A 20,556-nucleotide genomic window follows, 5' to 3' on the forward strand; every position below is an offset into this window, starting at 1 on the left:
GGTTCCGTCGGTGAAGGTCGCGGTGCCCACGACGCCGGGGGTCAGGCCGAGGCTGGTGAGGGCTTCGACGAAGGACGCGTCGACGGCGACCTGGGTGTCGACGCCGTTGCTGAGGTCGGCGATCGACGCGGCGGGCGTCGACGCGGCCGACGGCTCGGACGASGACGACGACGTCGASGAGGTGTCCGTCGCGGTGCCCGAGTTGGACGAGCAGGCGGCGAGGGAGAAGATCAGGGCGCCGGAGGCGGCGATGCCGAAGGCGGCTTTCGTGATGCGCTTGCGAGTGAAGGCGTTCATGGTGAAGCTCCTTGTCTGTTGGTCCCGGTGGGGATGTACAGGGTTCGCCACCGTCGCCGAAAAGGATTGGAACGCATCGACTTCGTTACCCCGCCGTGACCTCGACCGTCTCGCCGGGCCCGTCGGCGGGGCTCGTCATGCCTCGTGCCCGCGCCACCGCGAGCCCTCGTTGCGAGGTCCAGAAGCCGCGGATCGTCTCGCGGATTTCGGTCGCCCCGACGTCCGCACCGAAGGCCAGCGATCCCGGCTCGAGCGCGATGCCGTCGGCCAGGGTGGGCAGGGCGACGGGATCGAAACCGATGGCGTCCACGAGACCCGCGACGACGTCGAGCGCCTCGAGGTCGTCGGACGCCAGGGCGATCGCGCTGCGCCCGGGGTCTCCTGCCGGCAGCGCTCCCTCGTCGAGGTCGTGGTAGCCCATGTGGTTGAAGCCCTTCACGACGCGTGACTCCGGGAGGTGCTGCTGCACGAGCTCGCTCGTCGAGGTGCGGACGTCCGAGAGGTCGTCGCGCAGGCCGTCGGTCTCCCACCAGTAGTTCATGGCGTCGACGACGACCTTGCCGGCGAGGGCGTCCACCGGCACCGAGCCGAGCTTGCCGAGGGGCAGGGCCAGGACGACGATGTCGGCCTCCCTCGCCGCCTCGGCCGACCAGACCGCTCGGGCCCCGGGGGCGATCACGTCGACGATCAGGCGGATGCGTGCGGGGTCTCCGGAACCGGCGAGCAGGACGGGGTGGCCGGCGGCGTGGACGAGGCGGGCGAGGACGGTCCCGACCTTGCCTGCGCCGAGGATGCCGATGGTGGGTGCGGACGTCATGTGTCGTGCAACCCGCGAGGGCGCCCGTCGATTCCGGACGCGGCGATGCACCGCAGGCCCCTGAACCAGGTCTGCGGTGCACCGTCGGTGTGGAGTCGCTCAGAAGCGAGCGACGGGGGTGACCGTCAGGCGCGAGCCGTCCGGCGGCGGGCCGCGACGAGCAGGCCGAGCCCGGTCAGCAGGGCCAGCAGGCCACCCGCGAGCGGGGCCGTCGCGTCGCCGCCGGTGAAGGCGAGCGACGAGTCGGCGGCGAGGGCCGAGGAGGCGCTGGTCCCCGAGGCGAGGACGCTGCGGTCGGTCGAAGCGGCGGTCACGAGCACGGAGCCGGTGGTGCCGTCGATGCCGTCGATGCCCTCGGTGTCCGGCGTGGTGGTTCCGTCATCACCCGGGGTGGTGGGCGTCGTCGGGTCGACCGGATCGGTCGGGTCGAACGGCTCGGCCGGGTCGACGGGGATCGTCGGGTCGGTCGGGTCGGTCGGCGTGGTGGGGTCGGTCGGCGTGGTGGGGTCGGTCGGCGTGGTGCCGGTCGTCCCGTCCGTGACGTCGCTGTCGCCGATCACCGAGACGGCGTTGCCCGACAGGTCGATCGGCAGCGTGATCGAGGGGACGATCTGGGTGCCGCCGAGGATGCCGTCGTCACCGCTGGTGGTGCCACCGGTCGAGCCGGTTCCGGTGCCGGTGGTGCCGGTGCCGGTCGAGGTTCCCGTGCTGGCCGAGTCGCCGACCACCGAGATCGCGTTGCCACCCACGGTCACGGGCAGCCCCACCGACGGCACGACCTGGGTACCGCCGAGGATGCCGTCGTCACCGCTGGTGGTGCCACCGGTCGAGCCGGTTCCGGTGGTGCCGGTGCCGGTGCCGGTCGTGGTTCCCGTGCCGGCCGAGTCGCCGACCACCGAGATCGCGTTGCCGCCCACGGTCACGGGCAGCCCCACCGACGGCACGACCTGCGTACCGCCGAGGATGCCCTCGTCACCGCTGGTGGCGGCACCATCCGCGGTCGAACCGGTGCCGGAACCGACAGCCGGAGCCGTGGTCGAACCGGTGCTGCTGCTGTCGCCGATGACGGAGACGGCGTTACCGCCGACCGTGACGGGCAGCCCCACCGACGGCACGACCTGCGTGCCACCGAGGATGCCGTCGTCACCACTGGTGGCGGCACCATCCGTGGTCGAACCGGTGCCGGAACCGACGGCCGGAGCCGTGGTCGAACCGGTGGTGCTGCTGTCGCCGACCACCGAGATCGCGTTGCCACCGACCGTTACGGGCAGCCCCACCGACGGCACGACCTGCGTGCCGCCGAGGACGCCGTCGTCACCACTGGTGGTGCCGGTGGCCGAGCCGGCGGGAACGGCGTCAGTCGCGCCTCCTGCGGGGGCCTCGGTCGTGGTCCCCGTGCTGGCCGAGTCGCCCAGCACCGAGATCGCGTTGCCGCCGACCGTGACCGGCAGGGTCACGTCGACCAGGCCCTGGGTGCCCGAGCCGATCGAGTCGTCGCCCGACGTGGTGGCCGGTGCGGGCGCCGCGGGGGCGACCGGTGCTGCCGGGGCCGGGGCGGGAGCCGCCGCGGCCGAGTCGCCGAGCACCGAGATCGCGTTGCCACCGACGGTGACGGGCACGTCGACCGAGACGATGCCCTGGGTGCCCGAGAGCACTCCCGAGTCACCGCTCGTCGTCGTGACCGGCGCGGCAGGCGCGGCAGGTGCCGCAGGTGCCGCAGGTGCCGCAGGTGCCGCAGCCGGGGCGGCGGGAGCAGCAGCAGGGGCAGCAGGTGCCGCGGCCGTGCTGCTCGAGTCGCCGAGGACGCTGACGGCGGTGCCGAGGGCCGAGACCGGGGCCTCGACGACGGCGCCGACCTGGGTGCCCGAGAGCAGCCCGTCGTCACCGGTGGTGGTCGCCGCGTTCGCGGCGGTCGTTCCGAGGGCCCAGATGCCCCCGACGAAGAGCGCTCCCATGAGCCCTCTCGAGACGTACTTGTTCATGGTCTTCTCCAAGAGATGAGGTGTGTGGTGCCGCGTGGTCGCGGCGAGGTCGCTGATGTCGCCGGCAGCGGGAGCGCTGCAGGGGCGACGCGACCGGCCTCAGTCGGGGGAAGAGTCGGTGTCGTACGCAGGCGTCGACGGGAGGTCGTCGTCGCCGTCCGCGGACCCTGCCGAGACGGCGAGTCCGGGAAGCTGGGAGGCGCGGGTCGCGTCGAGCGCGACGGCACCGCCGGCCGCTCCACCGCCCGAGGCCTGACCGTTCGCGCTGCCGCCGGTGCTCGAGGGCAGGGCGGGCGTGCCGTGGTCGTCGCCGGCGGGACGCGGCGTGGGGCCCGGGGTGGGCGCCAGGGGCACGGTGGTCGCGTCCGAGGCCGAGGCCGGACCGGCGGCGATCTGCGCCCGCAGGGTGGTGACCGCGTCGGTCGCGTCCGTCGCCGCGGTCGCCGCGTCGGCGTCCGAGGCAGCCGTGACGACGTCGGCACCGAGGGCGTCGATCCCGACGGCGTCTGCGGCCGCACCGGTGAGGGCGTCGCTCGCGGGAGGCGTGACGCCGGGCCGGGGCGTGACGCCCTCGGGCACGACGGGCGGGACGATCGGCTCAGCGGGGGCCGCCGCCGAGTCGCCGACGGCGGCGAGGCCTCCGTCGACGACGCCGGTCAGCGGGTCGGTCACGGTCGAGACGGGTGCCGGGCCGGTGACGGCGGACACCACGGGAACGGCCGCGACGACCTGGTCCACGGTCTGCGCGACGGGAGCCACGACGGACGAGACGGGCGCGACGGCCGTGACGTGCTGGACGGCCTGCGGCACCACGGGGGCGGCGGCCTGGACGACGTGCTGCACCGGCGGGGCGACGGCCGTGGCCTGGACGGCGACGTCCGTGACCTGCGACACCGCGCCTCCTGCGGTCTGACCCACGGCGGCCACGGGGGCGTCGAGCGATCCGGCGACCTGGCCGACGGCCGAGGTGACACCGCCGAGGAGCGACGAGGGGGCCTCGTCGGCCGAGGCCGACGTCGACGAGAAGGCGAGTCCGAGACCGACCATGCCGATCGCGGCGAGACCGGAGAAGCCGAGGAGGCGCGCGAAACGGAGCGGGGCGGGTCGCCTCGTCGTCGTCTCGGCCGTCTGATCCACGGCGCACCTTCTTCGGTCGCAGTTCACGCCGGGCTGGTGGGTTCCGGCGTCGGGGTCGTGCCCCTCATCACGCTGGTGAGTCGCGATGTGCCGTCTTTTCTACGCCGCCGATCGCGGAATGTCCATGAGCCTGTCTCAGATGTACCCCGATCGCCCCGGTCCTCCCCGGTCGAGGGGCGGGTCAGACCAGTTCGAGGTCCCAGGCCGGTGGCACGTAGGCGGAGCCCCATCCGGCGCGCAGACGGGTGACGGCGCGGTCGAACGACTCGAGCACGTCCATCTCGCGGCGGACCATCGACTGGAGCTGCAGCCCCTCGTACAGGGCGACCAGTTGCTCGGCACCCCGGGCAGGCTGCATGGTCTCGGGCTCGCGCCCGAGCTCCACGTCCTGGGCGAGGGAGGTGCGGATCAGCCGGTAGAACTGCAACCACTGTTCGTACAGGGGCCTGGCGAGCGGATGGCCGGGGGTGGCCGCGACGTTGACCGTGGCACTCAGCAGGCGCATGAGCGCGGGCTCGGCGGCGTTGGCCTTGACGATGGCCCGCAACAGGGCGATCGTGCCGTGGGTCCGGGCGAGGGGCAGCAGGGGGCGGGTGCGGCGACCGACCCAGAGGTCGACCGTCGCGAGCACGAGCCCGTTCCAGTGGGTGAACTCGTCGGTCACGACCTTCACGGGCACGTCGGCCGCCTCGGCGACGAGCGCGAACGACGCCTCGTGGAAGGCGTGCTCGGTGAAGACGCGCATGGCCGCCTCGACGATCGCGATGCGTCGCTCGACGGCGGCGGAGGGGGCCCCGAACGGGATGGTCGGGGCGGTGGTGACTGCCGGGGCGTCCGCCGGCTCGGGATGGGTCTCGTGGATCACGGATCGACGTTACGGACCGTGACGGGCCCGGTCGACGCCCAGTCCGGGGCACAAGGCACCACTGCGCCGGCCGCGTCACCGAGGCGACGCGACCGACGGGGCCGGAGGGGGCGCGTACCCGAACGCCGCCGCCCTCCTCGCCGCACGACACCCGATGGGTCGTGGCCGGTCCTCACCCGAAGAGGACCGGTGTGGCGTGTCCAAGTAGTACGCCAGGCGTGCCCCGATCCCCACAACCCCGGGCAGATTGTCAGGAACTGCTTTAAACATTGTGTTATTAGGTTGTTCCGCGTATACCTCAAGTAACGGGGAACACCCGCACGTACCGACACGTGTGCACTGGTGGCTCCTCTTCTCAGTCAGGTGGCGCCATGCCCCGTTCGACGTCCACCTCCCTCCTCGCCCGTTCGGGGCTCGTCCTCGGCGTCGCCGCTGCCCTCACGGTGGCCTCGGCCCTGCCCGCGAGCGCCGCGACCGTGATCGACGGCCCCGTCGACCTCGGCTCGGCCTCGACCTACGCCGTGCTCGCCGGGTCGACGGTCACGAACACCGGGACCACCGTCGTGAACGGCGACGTGGGCCTCAGCCCGGGCACCTCGGTCGTCGGGTTCGACGCCGGCGGACCCGGCGTGATCGTCGGGGGCGTGCAGCACGTGAACGACGAACCGGCGCAGCTCGCCAAGCAGGATCTCACCACCGCCTACGGCGTCGCGGCGAGCCTCACCCCGCAGGAGAGCAACGTCATCGACCTGGCCGGCCGGTCACTGACCCCGGGCGTCTACTCAGGAGGCGCGGTGCAGGTCACCGACAACGGCTCCCTGGCCTTCGCCGGTAGCGCCGAGTCGGTCTGGGTCATCCAGGCCGCCAGCACCCTGACCATCGGCTCGAACACCACCATGACCTTCTCCGGCGGCGCCAGCGCCTGCAACGTCTTCTGGCAGGTCGGCAGCTCGGCCACCCTCGGCAGCGCGGCGCAGTTCCGCGGGACGGTCCTCGCCCAGGAGTCGATCACGGCGACCACGGGCGCCACCGTCATCGGTCGCCTCCTGGCCCGCACCGGCGCCGTGACCCTCGACACGAACACCATCACCGTCCCCGAAGCCTGCCCCACGGTCGGCACCCCGTCCGAGACCGTCGCACCGACCATCACGTCGGGCAGCCCGACGACCGCGACCGAGGGCACCCCCTACTCGTTCACCGTCACGGCGACCGGCACCCCGGCCCCGACCTTCACCGTCACCACCGGCACCCTGCCCGCCGGCCTCACGCTGAACGGCACCACGGGCGAGATCTCGGGCACACCGACCACGCCGGGTGACACCACCGTCACCATCACGGCCGACAACGGCACCACGCCGCCCGACACCGCGGACTACACGATCACGGTCACGCCGGCCGACGTCGTCACGCCGACCCCGGGCGAGGGCGGCACCCCTCCCGGCACCGTGACTCCCCCCGGCACGACCACGCCGCCCGGCGCGACCACCCCGCCGACCCCGGTGGTCCCCGTGTCCGACCGGAACGGCAACGGCCCCCGCGGCGACCTGGCCTACACGGGTTCGGACAGCACATTGCCCGCGATCGGTGCCGGCCTGGCCCTGCTGCTCGGCGCCGCACTCGTCGCCGTCACGGCGATCCGTCGCCGTCGACTCACCGCACGCTCCGGACGATGACCGTCCTCGGGCCCCGGCCGGCACCGGCCGTCGGCCCGAGGCGGGCACCGGCCGGTCCGGTGCCCCGGCCCGTCCGGACCCGGCCCGCCCGATCGCCCTTCACCTTGACCTACCTCGACGCACCGACCGTGGTGGAGACCCCGGGCGTCCCGGCCGGGACGTGCCTCGTCCTGCGGAACACGGGAGGCCGCGCCCTGCGCTGGGCGAGCGTCACCCCGGTCGACGGGACCGTCGGTGCTCGGGTCGGACGCCCCCTCCCCCGTCACGGCGACCTGGGTCTCTGCCGACGCGGGGACGTCGCCCGCTTCGCCGCCGTCTCGGACCTCTTCGTCGACTGGGTGGACCAGGCCGGGACCGACCGCTCCACCTGGATGCGCGTGCCTCCCGTGCCCGCCCGCTTCCGCTGACCTCGCGGGGCCTCGACCCGGGCGTTCGGATGTGCTTCGATGGGTTTCTGCGGATGTTCTCTGTCACCGGACGGATGCTCGCGGACCACATGAGAGGTCCTGATGAGCCAGCCCCCGCCGATCCCCGTCGACTACGTCCACGATCCCGACTCCAACTCGGGTCGCGTCGTCGATGCGATCTACGCCCTGCAAGACGCCGAGGCCCTGTTCCGGGCCCGCCTGCGGTCCAAGTTGGGCATCGGGGCCAGTGAGCTGACGACCGTGCAGTTCCTCGCCCGGCTCGAGACCCGCCACATGTCGGCCCGGCCGATGGATGTCGCGGCTCATCTCGGCATGACCAGCGGGGCCGCGTCGATCATCGTCGCGCGCCTCGTGACCCGCGGCTTCGTCGTCCGGCGGACGAACCCCCGCGACGGACGGGGGCAGCACCTGCAGCTGACCGAGGCCGTGCACAGCGCCGTCGCCCGAGCCGCGGGCGGGGGCCGACTCGGGGCCCTCGAGGGTGTCCTCGGCCTGTCCGACCGCGAGTCGCGACGCGTCGTCTCCCTGCTCTCGGGCGTGACCACCGGCTTCACGGACGGCGCCTCGGCCGACCGACCCGCGCCTCCTGCCTGAGACGGCCCGACCCGGCCGGGGGTCTCACCGACCGGCTGCGTACCTCGCGCTCACCTCGGCCGCCGTCGAGGCCACGTCCAGGACCGTCGTGTCGTCGAGGTCGCCGCGGTAGTACTTGCTCGTCGGGGACGACGGCCACGAGATGCTCACCGCGTCGTAGCCGATCCGCCAGTAGCCCCGGGCGTTCTCGGCGGCCGCCTGGGTCGACGAACCGACCCGCGTGCCGTCGACGTAGAGGGCCATGCCCGACGGACTCAGGGTCGCCGTCGCCAGGTGCCATGCACCGTCCGTGTAGGCCGCCGGGCTCTCCACGCTGAAGTAACCGCCGCTGTAGACGCCGAAGATCAGCGTGCCCCTGTCGGTCAGGTAGAGGTGGCGGTCGTACTGGCCCGACGATCCCGCCTGGCTGTTCCCGAAGCCGATCAGCTTGCCCCCCGTCGTCGTGGTCGTGCGGAACCAGGTCTCGACGGTGAAGACCTGTGGGCCGTCGATCATCTGCCCCGTCGTGACCTGGCCGCTCACGCCGTCGAGCCGCAGGTGGGGGCCGTCGCCGGCGCACGTGCCGCTGGCGATCGTGGCCCCGCGGGTGAGGGTCCCCGATCGTCCGTTGCCACTGCTGTCGCGCGCGGTCGTGCCGACGCCGTCGTTGAACTGGTAGGCGAACCGTGCCTGCGCCGCCACCGGACGATCGAGACAGGTGAACCGGGCCGTTGCGAGGGCGCTCGACGCCGACGTGGTGGCCGAGAACGCGGCGTGACTCGAGCCGACGACGAGGAACAGCACGGCCACCCCGGCGACCACGGCCAGCACGAGACCCGAGACCCGGACGGCGCGGGACCGCCCCGTCGGGTGCGTGGGTGCGCGGTGGCGGGAGAGGGCGAGCGGGTCGGCGACGTCCTCGCTCGCCGGCTCGAGCCGCGTCGCCGCGAGCAGGAGCAGCACCACGAGGGACACGACGAGCACGCCCAGGACGCGGTCGCCGCCGTGCCAGAGCATCGACGATCCGATCGACGGGACGAGCAGGACCCCGACGCCGTGCACGGTCTCGGCCGACACGAGGCTGGAGTCGACCTGGGCATTGGCGTCGCCCTTCAGTCGCAGCGAGCCGTCGTCGGTCGTGTCGACCAGTCGGTGCAACCGCAGTTCTCCGGCGCGGTCCGGGTCGTCGACCAGCAACACCTGCCCCGCAGCGAGGTCGGCGGTGTCCACGGGCATCGCCACCACGACGTCCCCGGCGGCGATCGCGGGCGCCATCGACCCCGAGACCACGGTCGTGGGCGACCAGCCCCAAAGGGCCGGGACGGCCGCCCAGAGCAGGAGGCACACGACCGTCGTCAGGACGACCCGCGCGACCGTCGCCAGGCACAGCGCAGCCCAGAACGACAGGTCGGAGCGGACCTGCGGGGTGGTGGCGACGGTGGAGGTCGCGACGGTCGTCATGAGGGCGTGTTCCGGCTCGGGCGTCGACTCCCGCGTCAGCGGGTCTGGGCCTCCCAGGTGAAGGCGATCGCCGCGCGCGAGTCCTGACCGGTGTTCGGGGTGGACTGGCTGAGCGTGTACGAGAACTTGAACGAGCGGGACTCGCTGGTCGTCCCGGTCGGCGACCAGGTCGGGGCGCCGTTCGCGTAGCCGGTCCGCTGACTCGCGAAGTCGGCCAGCGTGCCCGAGAAGACCTGGGCGCCCTGGCTCGCCGGGGTGAAGCCGTCACACGAGGCGCTCGAGGCTCCCGACCCCTGCTGGATCGTCAGGTCGAGGTACGACGACAGCGAGTTGGTCGTGGTCGCGGCCGTGCCGTAGAGGCGGACGGCCGCGGGCAGGCTGCCCGTCGAGGTGACCGTGATGCACTTCGTCCCGGCGTCACCGGGCATCAGGTTCGAGGCCGAGAACAGGGCGACGTCGGAATCGTCGTCCGTGAGCTGCACGGTGCCGGTCGACCAGTTGCTCGTCGGGTTGGAGGTGGTGGCCGAGAAGGCCGAGTACGACGCCGTCGAGATGATGGCGCCGGAGGCGATGACGGCGACGGGCACGGCGGCCCAGCGGGCACGGCGCGTCCAGCGGGCGCGACTGATCGATCGGGACATGTCGGGGAGTCCTTCGGGTGGGGGCGCCGAGGCCCCCGTGATGCCTGTCGGGAGGGGGCTCGGACGTCTCGGCACGGTGCCGATGGGGCGAAGGTACCGACGGATCGTCATCTCGGTGAGGGTCGTCGTGTCCCCAGTGAGGGGGATCACCTCGTACCCCGCCGGATCGACCCGACCCTGCCTCAGCGGCCGCGACCCGCGAAGAGCGCGTGCAGCAGCGGGACGGCCGAGGTGACCATCAACACCGTGCCGACCACGTCGTCCCCGCTGCGCAGGACCGCTCCGGCGATGAGCAGGGCCGCGAAGAGCACGGCCGAGACCACGCGCCGGGCGGTCCGTTCGATGCGCGTCAACTGGCGCTCGATCCGGGGGCTGCCCACCTCGAGAGTGCCGTCCTCGAGGCGCGTGACGAGGTGGTCGAGTCGGCCGGGCAGGCGCACGGCCACCGTGGCGGCGTCGAGGGTGCGGCGCGTGACGTCCTGCACCGCGTTGCCCCGTTCGTCGCGGATCAGCTGGGCCGCGTACGGCTCGACCGAGTCCCACAGGTTGAAGGCGGGGTCGAGCGCGCTGGCGACCCCCGAGGTCAGCGTCATCGCCCGCAGGACGAGCAGGAAGTCCTCGGGCAGCTGGAACGGCAACGACCGGATGAGGTCGCCGAACTGCCCGGCGAACTCGCGGTACTCGCGCGGGTCGACCTGACGGAGCTCGGCGAACCCCATGCCGCCGAACCGGGCGAAGGTGGCGGTCACGGCCCGCTCGAGCCCGAGCGTGTCGGCGCTCGGCAGCAGCACGCCGAGGTCGCGCATGGCGTTGACCATGCCCGAGCCGTCGCGGGAGGCCGCCGCGATCAGCAGCTTGCGCAGGCCCGTCCGGGTGCCGGCCGGCACCTCGCCCATCATGCCGAAGTCGATGAAGGTGAGCTTCCACGGTCGCTGTCCGTCGACCGCGTCGGGCACGGGCGTGACGAAGATGTTGCCGGGATGCGGGTCGGCGTGGAAGAACCCGTGGGTGAAGAGCTGGTCGAACATCACCTCGGCGAAGACGGGCGCGACCTCGGCGGGGTCGATGCCGGCCGCGGCGAGCGCGTCGACGTCGGTGATCTTGATCGCCGAGACGTCGTCCAGCACGAGGACGCGACGCGTGGTGCGCTCCCACACGACGTCGGGCACGCTGACGCGGTCGTCGTCGGCGAAGTCGGCGGCGAACCGGGCCGAGTTGGCGGCTTCGTTGAGGTAGTCGATCTCCTCGAGGCTGGTGCGCGCGAACTCCTCGACCAGGGCGGGGGCGTCGACCCGGTCCGACACCAGTCGGACGTGGCTGAGCCAGCCGCCGACGCGACGGAGTGCCGCCAGGTCGACGTCGACCACGGCGTCGATGCCGGGCCGCTGCACCTTGAGCACGACGTCGGTGAGGCCCGTGTCGGCGGCGTCGGCGGGCCCGAGCGTCGCGCGGTGCGCCTGGCCGAGCGACGCGGCGGCGATGGGAGTCTCGGCGACCGTCGCGAAGACCTGCCCCAGGGGTCGGCGCAGTTCGGCCTCGGCCAGGGCGCGGATGCCCGCGAAGGGGACGGGCGTGACCTCGTCCTGCAGCCCCTCGAGTTCTTTCGTGATCTCGGGCGGCAGCACGTCGAGGCGTGACGACAGGTACTGGCCGACCTTGATCATCAGGCCGCCGAGGTCGAGTGCGAGCGCGTGGAATCCCCGGGCGAATCGCCGCATGCGCCGGGCCCGGGTCCGCTCGGCCAGACCCCGCAGGCCGAAGCGGGGCAGGACGAGTTCGAACCACCAGGTGACGGCGAGGTGCCGAGAGGCGAACCGCAGGATGCGACGGTAGCGCGCGCGACCGGCCCGGTCACGCACCGGTGGACTGGACGCGGAGGGGTCGGTCGACGCCACCCTCGTCAGTCTCGGGCGAGGATCGAGTAGATGCGACGACGGGCCTCGTCGAGCACCGCCACCGCCTCGTCGACCTGCTCGGGCGAGCCCGTCCGGCCGACCTGCGCCGTGGCGCGGGCCAGCTCGACGCCGGCCTTCGGCAGGGCGCGGAACCGGTCGCCGGTGGCGGAGCGCTCGGGCTCCCACGGTGCCGACGGGTCGACCCCGGCGGCGGCGCGGCCGGCCTCGGTGAGCGAGTAGACCTTGCGACCGTCGGTCTCCTCCGCGGCGACGAGCCCCTCGTCGGAGAGCAGCTGCAGCGTCGGGTACACGGACCCGGCGCTGGGCTTCCAGTCGCCGCCGCTGCGCTCGTCGATCTCGCGGATGATCTGGTAGCCGTGCATCGGACGTTCGGCCAGCAGCGCGAGGATCGCGGCACGCACCTCGCCCCGGGGGGCGCGGGTGCCCTCGCGGCGGTCGAAGGTCGTGCGGAGCTGCTCCATGGCCTGCCACATGCCGTCGAGGCCGGTGCCGAATCCGAAGGTGCCGGGTGCTGACGTGCTGCTCATGGTGTTCTCCTTCTCGAGGGTGGAACGGGGTCGAACGATACCCGGACGATATACCCCGTCCCCCGGCCCGTCAGGGCTGACGCCCAGGCAGGAGGCGCGACGACGGAGATCCCGAACGGTCCTGTTCTGGGGGTGCCCGACCACTCGTACGGGGGGTCCGAGCCGACGGACGGGGGTGATTGAGTTCCATTCGTGGGTATGAACCCCCACCGACGGCTCGCTGCCGTCACCTCTCCGGCGTTCCCCGACGTCCGCCGGCGAACCCTGCCGCCTCGGCGTTCCCCGACGTCCGCCGAGGCGGCAGCACCTCCGTCGTTCCCCGACGTCCGACGGAGCAGCACATCCTCGGTGACGACTCGCGCCTCCGAGATCCCCGGAGTCCGTCATGCCCTCGTTCCCGATCCGCCGCCTCGCGGCGACCGCCGCCAGCGCCGCCCTGCTTCTCACCGTCCTGGCCACCGCGCCGGCGCAGGCGACGAGCCCCGCGCCCGACCCGGCGAGCGCCGCGCCGGTCACGACCGCCTCGGCCTCGACGGGTGCGACGGCCGACCTATCGGACGACATGATGCAGGTGCCCGCCGCTCCCCTCCTGAAGGCGCAGACGGACGACGAGGTGTCGCCCGCCGTCGGCGTGACGACGCATCCGGTCTACGTCAGCCTCGCCACGGTGACGGCCGCGACCGGGGACGACTCGGCCACGCCGCCCGACGACGCCTCGATCCGCGCCGCGATCGCCCAGCTGCACGACTACTGGTGGGAGGAGTCCGGGCACACGGTCGACGTGACGCTCGCGGGCATCGAGACGACCTCGCTCGACCAGACCTCGTGCGTCCCCGCGACGGTGCTCAACACGGTCCACACCTCGGCCTTCGGGGGCCGGTTCGCCAAGTACGCGTGGGCCGGGACCAACGAGCACCTGATCGTCATCAGCCGCGAGACCTGCGGCACGACGGCGACGGCGTTCGGCACGGTCGGCGGCGACGGCGGCGAGGTCTTCAGCTCGTACGGCGCGGGCACCGCCCTCGGCGTCCCGGTCCTGCTGCACGAGTTCGGCCACAACCTCGGCTTCGGCCACGCCGGCGCCGGCATGTGCCGCAGCACGACCTCGTTCGACGGGGCCGCGAGCGACTACCGCTACGCCACGTCGGCCGACTCCCCCGCCGCCTGCCCCGTGCTCGAGTACGGCGACTTCCTCGACATCATGGGTTACTCGGTCTCGTCCTCCCGCCCCCACCTGTCGTCCGTCCAGAAGGTCCGCGCCGGTTACCTGACCGACGTCACCACCCTCACCGGGGCAGGCACCACCCGCCAGGTCACCGTCTCCTCGCTCGACGGTGCCGCGAAGGGCCGCGCCCTCAAGGTCGTCGACCCGGTCAGCGGGCAGGACTACTACGTCGAGTACCGCACCGCCACCGGCACGGACGCGACCAGCCCGGAGTTCGGCGGACGTTCTCCGTCCTGCGCCCTCGTCGGATCGGGCTTCACGCGGTGCGCACTCACCAGCGACAAGACGACCGGCAGCGTCCGGGTGCTCCGACCGCTCACCCTCGCGGGCAGCACGGTGTCGACCGTCGCCCTGGCCGTCGGCCTCGACGCGAAGCGCGATCCCAGCCGTCGCGACACGCACCTCGACGCGGGCGAGTCGTTCACGAGTGCGAACGGCGGCTTCACCGTGACGGTCCGCTCCATGACCCCGTCGGGCGGGGCGGTCCTCGACGTCAGCCTCGCGGGCAGGGCCGCCAAGGCGCCCGTCTCCGCTCCGGCCCCGACCCTGTCGGCTCCCGCGGCCGCGACGACGACCACTCGACTGAGCGTCGACCGCACCCGTCAGACGTATGGTTCGAGCACGCCGATCACGACGACCACCCAGATCGTCGCGTCGGACGGTTCGGCCCCGAGCGGGACGGTGACGCTCCGGGACGGCACCGCCGTCGTCGGCAGCACGAAGGTCGGGTCCGACGGGCGCGCCACGGTGACCCTGCCGGGGACGACCGCGGCGGGCACCCACCAGCTGCGCGCCTCCTTCGTCCCTGCCACGTCCGCGCAGACGGCGTCGGACTCGTCGGTCGTCGGAGTGACCGTCGACAAGGCCTCCTCGTCCAGCGCGTTGACCCGCGGGACGACGGCGATCACCAAGAACAAGGCGGCGACGGTCACGGTCACGGTGTCGGCCCCCGGCGTCCCCCGCCCCACCGGCACGGTGACCGTGACCTCGGGCGGCAGGACCGTCGGCACCGCCACCGTCTCGGCCGACGGAGCAGGACGCGTCACCGTGCCGGTGGGGACCTTCACCCGCGGGGGCACGTACGTCCTGTCCGCGTCGTACGCCGGGTCGGGCAACGTGTCCGCCAGCGTCTCGAAGCGGATGATCGTCGTCCTGCGCTGACGAGCGCGGCGCCGAGTCCGCGACGCCGAGTCCGCGGTGCCGAGTCCGCGGCCCCGGGGGCCGGAACGGCAGGAGGCGCGGGTCGCGACCACAGAGGGGCGGTGCGTCACGGCACGGGACCGTGACGCACCGCCCGGCCCGACAGGAAGAGCTGTCGGGCGGCCGGGCCTTCTCAGGAGCCCGGCGGCCTACCGGCGGCTACCGCGGAGTCACCGTGATCGAGTCGAGCTCGGCGAATCCGGTGCCCCCGGCGAAGTTCGGAGAACCCTTCGCCAGACGGATCACGTTGACCCCGGCCTTGAGCGTGACGGGTGTGGCCGCCGAGGTGGCGAACCGCCCCCAGCCACCCGTCGGTGCGTACGACACCGTCGAGAACGCACCACCGTTGAAGGCGAGGCCCTGCGTCGACGTCGCTGCACCTCCGTTCGCGTAGCGGGTCGTCAACGAGTAGCTGCCGGCCGTCGGGACCTCGACCACGAAATCGACGAACGAGTTCGACCGGCCGTCACCCAGACCGTCGATGCGACCCACGTAGCCGGAGTTGGACGCCGAGGACGACGACAGGATCGACGCGTTGACCACCGTCGCGTTCTCGGCCTCGTAGGTCTGCTGGTAGCTCGTGGCCGGGCCCGACGCGGGCGTGACGACCACCTGGTAGGCGCCGAGGTAGTCCTGGTTCGGGATGGGGACGGTGACGGCCCCGTTCACGACGCCGACGGTGGTACTCGACAGCTGGGTCGGGGCAGCGACGTTCGCCATGCGTCCCGAGCGCGGCGTGTAGTTCACCGCCACCCTCACCTGCGACCCGAGACCGGCCAGTCCCTTGACCTGTACGGCGTTGTCACCGAACGTCCCGCCGAACGCGACGTTGACGATCCCGCGGGTCGAGTCGTACGAGGCGAACCCGTCGAGATCGCCCGAGGGCGTCACGTCGACCATGGAGCCCGCCATCTCGCCGTACCACTTGTAGAGCCAGTACGACCCGGTCGGAGCGTTGTTCCAGACGAGTCCCCCGACCGTCCCGGATTCGTACCAGTACGCGCGTTCGGCGTCCTTGATGCCGGTGCGCTCGAACTGCGCGATGAAGTGGGCCGCGACGCTGGGGGTGTCGACCTGGTTCGGCGAACCGTATTCGTTGATCGAGATCGGACGCGGGCTGATGCCGAGGTCACGCTCGATCGATCGGTAGTCGGCCACGTGCTCGTCGACGTCGGCCCACCCGCCGTCGTCCAGTTCGTGCCAGACGACGACGTCCGGCAGGGTGCCGTCGGCCTTCGCCCTGGCCATGAACTCGCGCATGCGGTCGGGGTAGTAGCGGCTGTAGCTCGGACCCACGATCGGCGTCACCGTGTCCTGCAGCTTCACCTGGCGGTAGGTCCGGGTCCACCCGTCGAGGAACGGGCCCGCCTTCGCGGTGTCCCAGGTGCCGTCGGGCTCGTTCCACAGCTCCCAGCCGTTGATGTTCGTCGTGCCCGCCGCGGCGACCCGGGCCCCGACCATCGTGTCGATCTTCTGCGTCCAGTCCTGCCAGCTGATCCAGCGGTACGGGAAGTCCGGGTAGACGTCGGGCATGCGGGCGTACGACTGTGCACCGTCGCGGGTGAACGCGTTCGCCGTCTTCAGCACGTCGCCGGTCGGCACGGTGGCACCGTTGCCGAGCTGCTGCACGCCGGGAGCGGGCTGCGTGTGCTGCTTCAGCCGCAACGGCGTCAGCAGACCAGGGGCCGGCGTCGTGTCGGACGCCACGGCGTACAGCCCCCCGGCTCCGACGTGGGTGACGGGCCTGATGCTCGTCGAGGCGTCGACGACGAGCGTGTTGCCCGCCGCTTCTGCGGGTGCCGCCGGTGCGACGAGCGCCGCGAGGACCGCCGTCGCCGCCAGCAGTCCCGTCGTGATCTTCGTTCGGTTCACAGAGAAGCTCCTTTGCTTTCTTCGAGGGATGGAACCGGGTCGCACCGCCCTCACGGGCGGGACGTCAGGAGGCGCGGGTCAGCCCTCGACCCGGGCAACGGGCAGCCAGACCCTCATGGTCGACGGCCCGCGGTTCGCCCAGGTGGCGTAGGGCACGAGGGCGACCGCGCCGAGCGGGCCGGTCGCGTCGCCGGGCTCGCCGTACGGCCAGTCGGCGGTGGCCGCGGCCAGACGTGACACCTCGACCGTGGCACCCCGCTCGGTGGTCACCGGTTCGACCGTGGTGTCGACGACCACGTCGTTGACGTCGCCGTCGGGCAGGTCGGTCGACTCGAGCGCCAGCACGAGCGGGCCGCGCTGAACGGCGACCTGGCCGCGCACCGCGTCGATCCGGGGGTCGGGCAGGCTCCACCGGGCCTGCATCGGCAGGTCGACCGTGACGACGTCGCCCGCCGCGAACCGGCCCCGGACGGTCGTCGAGCGTCCGTCCCGCACGGACGGTGCCTGGCCGGGCGCCTCGATGCGTGCCGAGCCCGCCCACGAGGGAATGCGCAGGTCGAGGTCGACCTCGCGTCGCGTGTCGTCGCGCCAGGTGATGCGGACCGCGCCGTCGTAGGGGTAGCCGCTGCGCACCGACAGGGCGATCGGCGTGCCGTCGGAAAGGGTGGTGTCGACGTCGAACTCGCCGTACTGGTGCACCTGCAGCCCGGCCGGCGTCTTGGTCGCGAAGGTCGACTCGACGCTCGCGAGCGTGCGGGCGACGTTCGTCGGGCAGCACGAGACCTCGAACCAGGGCGCCCGGAGGCTCGACAGGGCGCGGGCGTTCAGCTCGTCCTCGTCGGGGGCGACGCCGTCGGTGCGCTGGTGCAACGTGTTCGTGTAGAAGAAGGCACGCCCGTCCTCGCGGGGCGAGGCCATCACGTTGTTGAACAGCGTGCGTTCGATCAGGTCCGCGTAGCGCGGGTCGCCGTCCTGCAGCAGCAGGCGCCACGACAGCATGTTCGAGGCGATGCCGGCGCAGGTCTCCGAGTAGGCGCGATCCGGCGGAAGCTCGAAGTCGGCGCCGTACGCCTCGTCCTGGTGGTGCGAGCCCATCCCGCCGGTGACGTACGTGCGGCGCGCGACGGTCGCCTCCCACTGCCGCCGGACGGCGTCGGCGAGTTCGTCGTCGCCGGTCTCGACGGCCACGTCGAGGGCCCCGGCCGCCAGGTACAACGCCCGCACCGCGTGCCCGCGCAGCACCTCGGCCTCCCGCACCGGCACGTCGTCCTGGAAGTACTCCTGGCCGTACTCGATCGGCGCCAGCAGGCCGCGGCCGCGGCGCTCGACGAAGAGGCGCGCGAGCTCGACGTAGCGGGGCTCGTCGAGGGCGCGGCCGAACTCGACGAGCGCGACCTCGATCTCGGGGTGCCCGCAGACCGCCACCCGCCCGTCGGGCCCGAACTCGACCCAGAGGTGGTCGGCCAGGCGGCGGGCGACGTCGACCAGGGCGCTCTCGATGCCGGTCCTCTCGGCCGCGACGGCCGCCTGGACGAGGTGGCCGAAGCTGTAGAGCTCGTGGCCCCATTCGAGGTTCGAGTAGCGGGCGGGCTGCCAGGGACGACCGAAGCTGGTGTGCAGGTAGCCGTCGTCGTCCTGCGCCGAGGCGACCCGGTACACCAGCTGGTCGTAGCGCGACGAGAGGTCGGCGTCGTGCGATCGGCCGAGCTCCCACGCCATGCCCTCGAGCAGCTTGTAGACCTCGCTGTCGACGAACTCGATGCCGGCGTGCACCCAGCCGGCCTGATGGGACGCGGCCCGGTCGAAGTTGCCCGTCCAGCCGATGCGCTCCATCCAGTCCTCGCAGTGGCGCAGCACGACGTCGGCGTTCAGGCGTTGCTTCTCGGCCCAGTACCCGCCGGTCAGGCGGATCTCGGACGAGTCGAGCGGGGTCAGGGTCGACCGGCCGGGCCGGACCGGGCCCGAGAACGGTGCGGTCGAGGTGTGGATGGTGGTCACGGGCGTGCTCCTCGCGGGATGTGTGGTGGTCATGTCGGTTCGGTCCTGTCGGCCAGGCGCTGTCGGCTCGGGGAGGCCGGCTCAGTCCTTGACGGCACCGGCGGTGACGCCGGCGGCGACGTACCGCTGGGCGACGACGAGCAGGACGGTGGCGGGGATCGACGCGACCACGGCGGTCGCCATGATCGAGTTCCACTCCTGGTTGTTGTTGCCGATGTAGCGGTAGATGCCGAGGGTGATGGTCTGGGCCGAGCCGCCGCTGTTGAGCGTCGACGAGAAGACGAAGTCCGACCAGGCCCACAAGAACGCGAACAGCCCGACGGTGACGGCCGAGTTGCGGCTGACCGGAAGCACCACCGAGACGAACGTCCGCCACGAGCCGGCCCCGTCGAGCTTCGCGGCGCTCAGCAACTCGTCGGGGATGCCGCTCATGAACGCGGTGAAGATCAGCACGCCGAACGGCACCGCGAGCGTCGAGTCGGCGATCACGAGACCCCACCACTCGTTGAGGATGCCGAGGTTGAGGTAGATCGCGTAGAAGCCCATCGCCATGATGACCTGGGGGATCATCTGCGCGACCAGCAGGACGAAGCTGAGCGCGCCTCCCCCCTTGGGCCGCAGCTTGGCGAGCGAGTACGCGGCCGGTGCCGACAGGGCGACCGTCACGACGACGGTGCCGAGCCCGACCAGCAGGCTCGTGCCGAGGTAGGGCAGCTGCTCGGACACGACGGCCGCGTAGCCGTCGAGCGTCGGATTCGTCGGGAACCACGACGGCGGGCTCTGCCGCATCTGCGCCGTCGGCGTCAGCGAGACGTTGATCATCCAGTAGATGGGGAACAACATGATCGCCGTGAAGACGACGCCGAGGACGGTCGTGGCCAGGCTGCGCCGGCCGGCCCGCCGCGAGGAGGCGCGGCGCACGTCCGATCGCGGGGCGGGGTTCCGGGTGATGACGCTCATGACCGACTCTGCTTCCTCTGCACGCGCAGGTAGACGAATCCGCAGATCAGGGCCAGCACGATCAGCAGGTTGCCGACGGCGGCCGCGGGGCCGAAGGTCGGGAGGGTCGAGCCGAAGCCCAACTGGTACGACCAGATGGCGAAGGTGGTCGAGGCGTCGCCCGGGCCGCCCCGGGTCATGATCCAGATGATGTCGAAGACCTTCAGCGTGTAGACGAGGCCGAGCAGGATGGTGATGGCCGACACCGGGCGCAGCAGCGGGAACGTGATGCGCCAGAACTTCTGCCAGGCGTTCGCGCCGTCGAGCGCCGCCGCTTCGTAGAGGTCACCCGAGATGTTCTGCAGGCCGCTGTAGAGGATGACCAGGTTGAACGGGATGCCGATCCAGATGTTGGCGACGATCACGCTCGTCAACGCCCACTGCGGAGAGGTGAGCCAGTTGACCTGGCTGCCGCCGAAGGTCTCGATCACCGAGTTGACGACGCCGCTCTCGCTGTTGAGCATCCAGGACCAGGTCGACGCGCTGACGATCAACGGCAGCAGCCACGGCACGAGGAACAACGCGCGCAACGTCGACGACAGCGGGAACCTCTGGAAGAAGAAGACCGCGAGTGCCATGCCGATCGAGAACTGGAACGCGATCGAGACGCCCGTGAACAGCAGCGTGTTGACGAGGGCCGGGCCGAACGTCGGGCTGGCGAAGACGTCGGTGAAGTTCTCGAACCCGATGAACGGTGCCGTGCCGTCGATGAACGACCGCACGGTGTAGTCGCGGACCGACAGGTCGACGTTGCGGATCAACGGGTAGGCGTAGAAGACCGCGAGGTAGAGGACGACCGGGGCGATGAAGGCCCAGGCGGTCAGCTGGCCCGCGTCGGGGCGACGGCGACGCCTCGGGCGGCCGGGGCCGGCGGGCGGGACGTGCGTCCCGCCCGACCGTCCGTCGGGCACGGCCTCACGACGTTCGAGGATGTCGGTGCTCATG

At 72.2% G+C, this 20,556-nt stretch carries 16 protein-coding genes and 1 pseudogene; 4 read left to right on the top strand and 13 right to left on the bottom strand.

Annotated elements, in window-relative coordinates; all coding sequences use genetic code 11:
* The 5 genes and pseudogenes from ASG28_RS14660 to ASG28_RS14680 form a co-directional block, all read right to left on the bottom strand.
* Positions 1 to 297, bottom strand: a pseudogene (locus tag ASG28_RS14660) (hypothetical protein); the annotation flags it as partial.
* 85 nt (positions 298 to 382) lie between these two features.
* Entirely contained in the window at positions 383 to 1,114 is a 732-nt protein-coding gene (locus ASG28_RS14665) for an NADPH-dependent F420 reductase (RefSeq protein ID WP_055977778.1), read from the bottom strand.
* 125 nt (positions 1,115 to 1,239) lie between these two features.
* Positions 1,240 to 3,096, bottom strand: a complete 1,857-nt coding sequence (locus ASG28_RS14670) for a hypothetical protein (RefSeq protein WP_055977781.1) — start codon at positions 3,094 to 3,096, stop codon at positions 1,240 to 1,242.
* Between the two features lie 99 nt (positions 3,097 to 3,195).
* Positions 3,196 to 4,233, bottom strand: a complete 1,038-nt coding sequence (locus ASG28_RS14675) for a hypothetical protein (protein ID WP_055977784.1) — start codon at positions 4,231 to 4,233, stop codon at positions 3,196 to 3,198.
* A 181-nt stretch (positions 4,234 to 4,414) separates the two neighbouring features.
* Positions 4,415 to 5,098, bottom strand: coding sequence for a TetR/AcrR family transcriptional regulator (locus ASG28_RS14680; RefSeq protein ID WP_055977787.1), 684 nt, complete (start codon positions 5,096 to 5,098; stop codon positions 4,415 to 4,417).
* A gap of 371 nt (positions 5,099 to 5,469) precedes the next feature.
* Here ASG28_RS14680 and ASG28_RS14685 point away from each other — a divergent pair, with 371 nt between their 5' ends.
* The 3 genes from ASG28_RS14685 (at position 5,470) to ASG28_RS14695 (ending at position 7,793) form a co-directional block, all read left to right on the top strand.
* Positions 5,470 to 6,771: an ice-binding family protein gene (locus tag ASG28_RS14685; RefSeq protein ID WP_055977790.1), complete on the top strand. Its 1,302-nt coding sequence runs from the start codon at positions 5,470 to 5,472 to the stop codon at positions 6,769 to 6,771.
* A 128-nt stretch (positions 6,772 to 6,899) separates the two neighbouring features.
* The gene (locus ASG28_RS16595; RefSeq protein ID WP_157485804.1) at positions 6,900 to 7,178 is read left to right on the top strand and encodes a hypothetical protein; all 279 of its coding nucleotides are present in this window, start codon (positions 6,900 to 6,902) and stop codon (positions 7,176 to 7,178) included.
* A 102-nt stretch (positions 7,179 to 7,280) separates the two neighbouring features.
* Positions 7,281 to 7,793 carry a MarR family winged helix-turn-helix transcriptional regulator gene (locus ASG28_RS14695; protein WP_055977796.1) on the top strand — a complete coding sequence of 171 codons (513 nt, stop codon included), beginning with the start codon at positions 7,281 to 7,283 and terminating at the stop codon, positions 7,791 to 7,793.
* 24 nt (positions 7,794 to 7,817) lie between these two features.
* Here the strand turns inward: ASG28_RS14695 and ASG28_RS14700 are convergent, their stop codons facing one another.
* From ASG28_RS14700 to ASG28_RS14715, 4 genes are all read right to left on the bottom strand, one after another.
* Positions 7,818 to 9,233, bottom strand: a complete 1,416-nt coding sequence (locus tag ASG28_RS14700; RefSeq protein WP_055977800.1) for a LamG-like jellyroll fold domain-containing protein — start codon at positions 9,231 to 9,233, stop codon at positions 7,818 to 7,820.
* A 35-nt stretch (positions 9,234 to 9,268) separates the two neighbouring features.
* Positions 9,269 to 9,874 (bottom strand): hypothetical protein, encoded by a 606-nt coding sequence (locus ASG28_RS14705; RefSeq protein WP_055978135.1) that lies wholly within the window; start codon positions 9,872 to 9,874, stop codon positions 9,269 to 9,271.
* Positions 9,875 to 10,056: 182 nt separating this feature from the next.
* Positions 10,057 to 11,769, bottom strand: coding sequence for an ABC1 kinase family protein (locus tag ASG28_RS14710; protein WP_055977803.1), 1,713 nt, complete (start codon positions 11,767 to 11,769; stop codon positions 10,057 to 10,059).
* A gap of 5 nt (positions 11,770 to 11,774) precedes the next feature.
* Positions 11,775 to 12,317, bottom strand: a complete 543-nt coding sequence (locus ASG28_RS14715) for a PadR family transcriptional regulator (protein WP_055977807.1) — start codon at positions 12,315 to 12,317, stop codon at positions 11,775 to 11,777.
* 385 nt (positions 12,318 to 12,702) lie between these two features.
* Between ASG28_RS14715 and ASG28_RS14720 the strand changes: the two genes are divergently transcribed.
* The gene (locus ASG28_RS14720; RefSeq protein WP_055977809.1) at positions 12,703 to 14,703 is read left to right on the top strand and encodes an Ig-like domain repeat protein; all 2,001 of its coding nucleotides are present in this window, start codon (positions 12,703 to 12,705) and stop codon (positions 14,701 to 14,703) included.
* A gap of 198 nt (positions 14,704 to 14,901) precedes the next feature.
* Here ASG28_RS14720 and ASG28_RS14725 read toward each other — a convergent pair whose 3' ends face one another.
* The 4 genes from ASG28_RS14725 to ASG28_RS14740 all read right to left on the bottom strand — a co-directional run bounded on the left by ASG28_RS14725 (position 14,902) and on the right by ASG28_RS14740 (position 20,555).
* The gene (locus tag ASG28_RS14725) at positions 14,902 to 16,614 is read right to left on the bottom strand and encodes a CBM35 domain-containing protein (RefSeq protein WP_235477936.1); all 1,713 of its coding nucleotides are present in this window, start codon (positions 16,612 to 16,614) and stop codon (positions 14,902 to 14,904) included.
* A gap of 78 nt (positions 16,615 to 16,692) precedes the next feature.
* Entirely contained in the window at positions 16,693 to 18,645 is a 1,953-nt protein-coding gene (locus tag ASG28_RS14730) for a glycoside hydrolase family 127 protein (protein ID WP_055977811.1), read from the bottom strand.
* A 48-nt stretch (positions 18,646 to 18,693) separates the two neighbouring features.
* A complete protein-coding gene (locus ASG28_RS14735) occupies positions 18,694 to 19,572 on the bottom strand; it encodes a carbohydrate ABC transporter permease (protein ID WP_082454790.1) in 879 nt (292 codons plus the stop codon).
* On the bottom strand, positions 19,569 to 20,555 hold the full coding sequence (locus ASG28_RS14740; protein ID WP_082454791.1) for a carbohydrate ABC transporter permease: 987 nt from the start codon (positions 20,553 to 20,555) through the stop codon (positions 19,569 to 19,571). The genes ASG28_RS14735 and ASG28_RS14740 overlap by 4 nt, the downstream gene beginning before the upstream one ends.
* Between the last annotated feature and the right edge of the window lies 1 nt (position 20,556).

It is taken from the genome of Frigoribacterium sp. Leaf415, assembly GCF_001424645.1.
GTDB lineage: Bacteria > Actinomycetota > Actinomycetes > Actinomycetales > Microbacteriaceae > Frigoribacterium.

Coding starts and splice junctions, on each gene's coding strand:
- ASG28_RS14715 (WP_055977807.1), bottom strand. CDS start 12,317: ATGAGCAGCACGTCAGCACCCGGCACCTTCGGATTCGGCACCGGCCTC.
- ASG28_RS14735 (WP_082454790.1), bottom strand. CDS start 19,572: ATGAGCGTCATCACCCGGAACCCCGCCCCGCGATCGGACGTGCGCCGC.
- ASG28_RS14730 (WP_055977811.1), bottom strand. CDS start 18,645: ATGACCACCACACATCCCGCGAGGAGCACGCCCGTGACCACCATCCAC.
- ASG28_RS14740 (WP_082454791.1), bottom strand. CDS start 20,555: ATGAGCACCGACATCCTCGAACGTCGTGAGGCCGTGCCCGACGGACGG.
- ASG28_RS14685 (WP_055977790.1), top strand. CDS start 5,470: ATGCCCCGTTCGACGTCCACCTCCCTCCTCGCCCGTTCGGGGCTCGTC.
- ASG28_RS14695 (WP_055977796.1), top strand. CDS start 7,281: ATGAGCCAGCCCCCGCCGATCCCCGTCGACTACGTCCACGATCCCGAC.
- ASG28_RS14720 (WP_055977809.1), top strand. CDS start 12,703: ATGCCCTCGTTCCCGATCCGCCGCCTCGCGGCGACCGCCGCCAGCGCC.
- ASG28_RS14670 (WP_055977781.1), bottom strand. CDS start 3,096: ATGAACAAGTACGTCTCGAGAGGGCTCATGGGAGCGCTCTTCGTCGGG.
- ASG28_RS14665 (WP_055977778.1), bottom strand. CDS start 1,114: ATGACGTCCGCACCCACCATCGGCATCCTCGGCGCAGGCAAGGTCGGG.
- ASG28_RS14705 (WP_055978135.1), bottom strand. CDS start 9,874: ATGTCCCGATCGATCAGTCGCGCCCGCTGGACGCGCCGTGCCCGCTGG.
- ASG28_RS14700 (WP_055977800.1), bottom strand. CDS start 9,233: ATGACGACCGTCGCGACCTCCACCGTCGCCACCACCCCGCAGGTCCGC.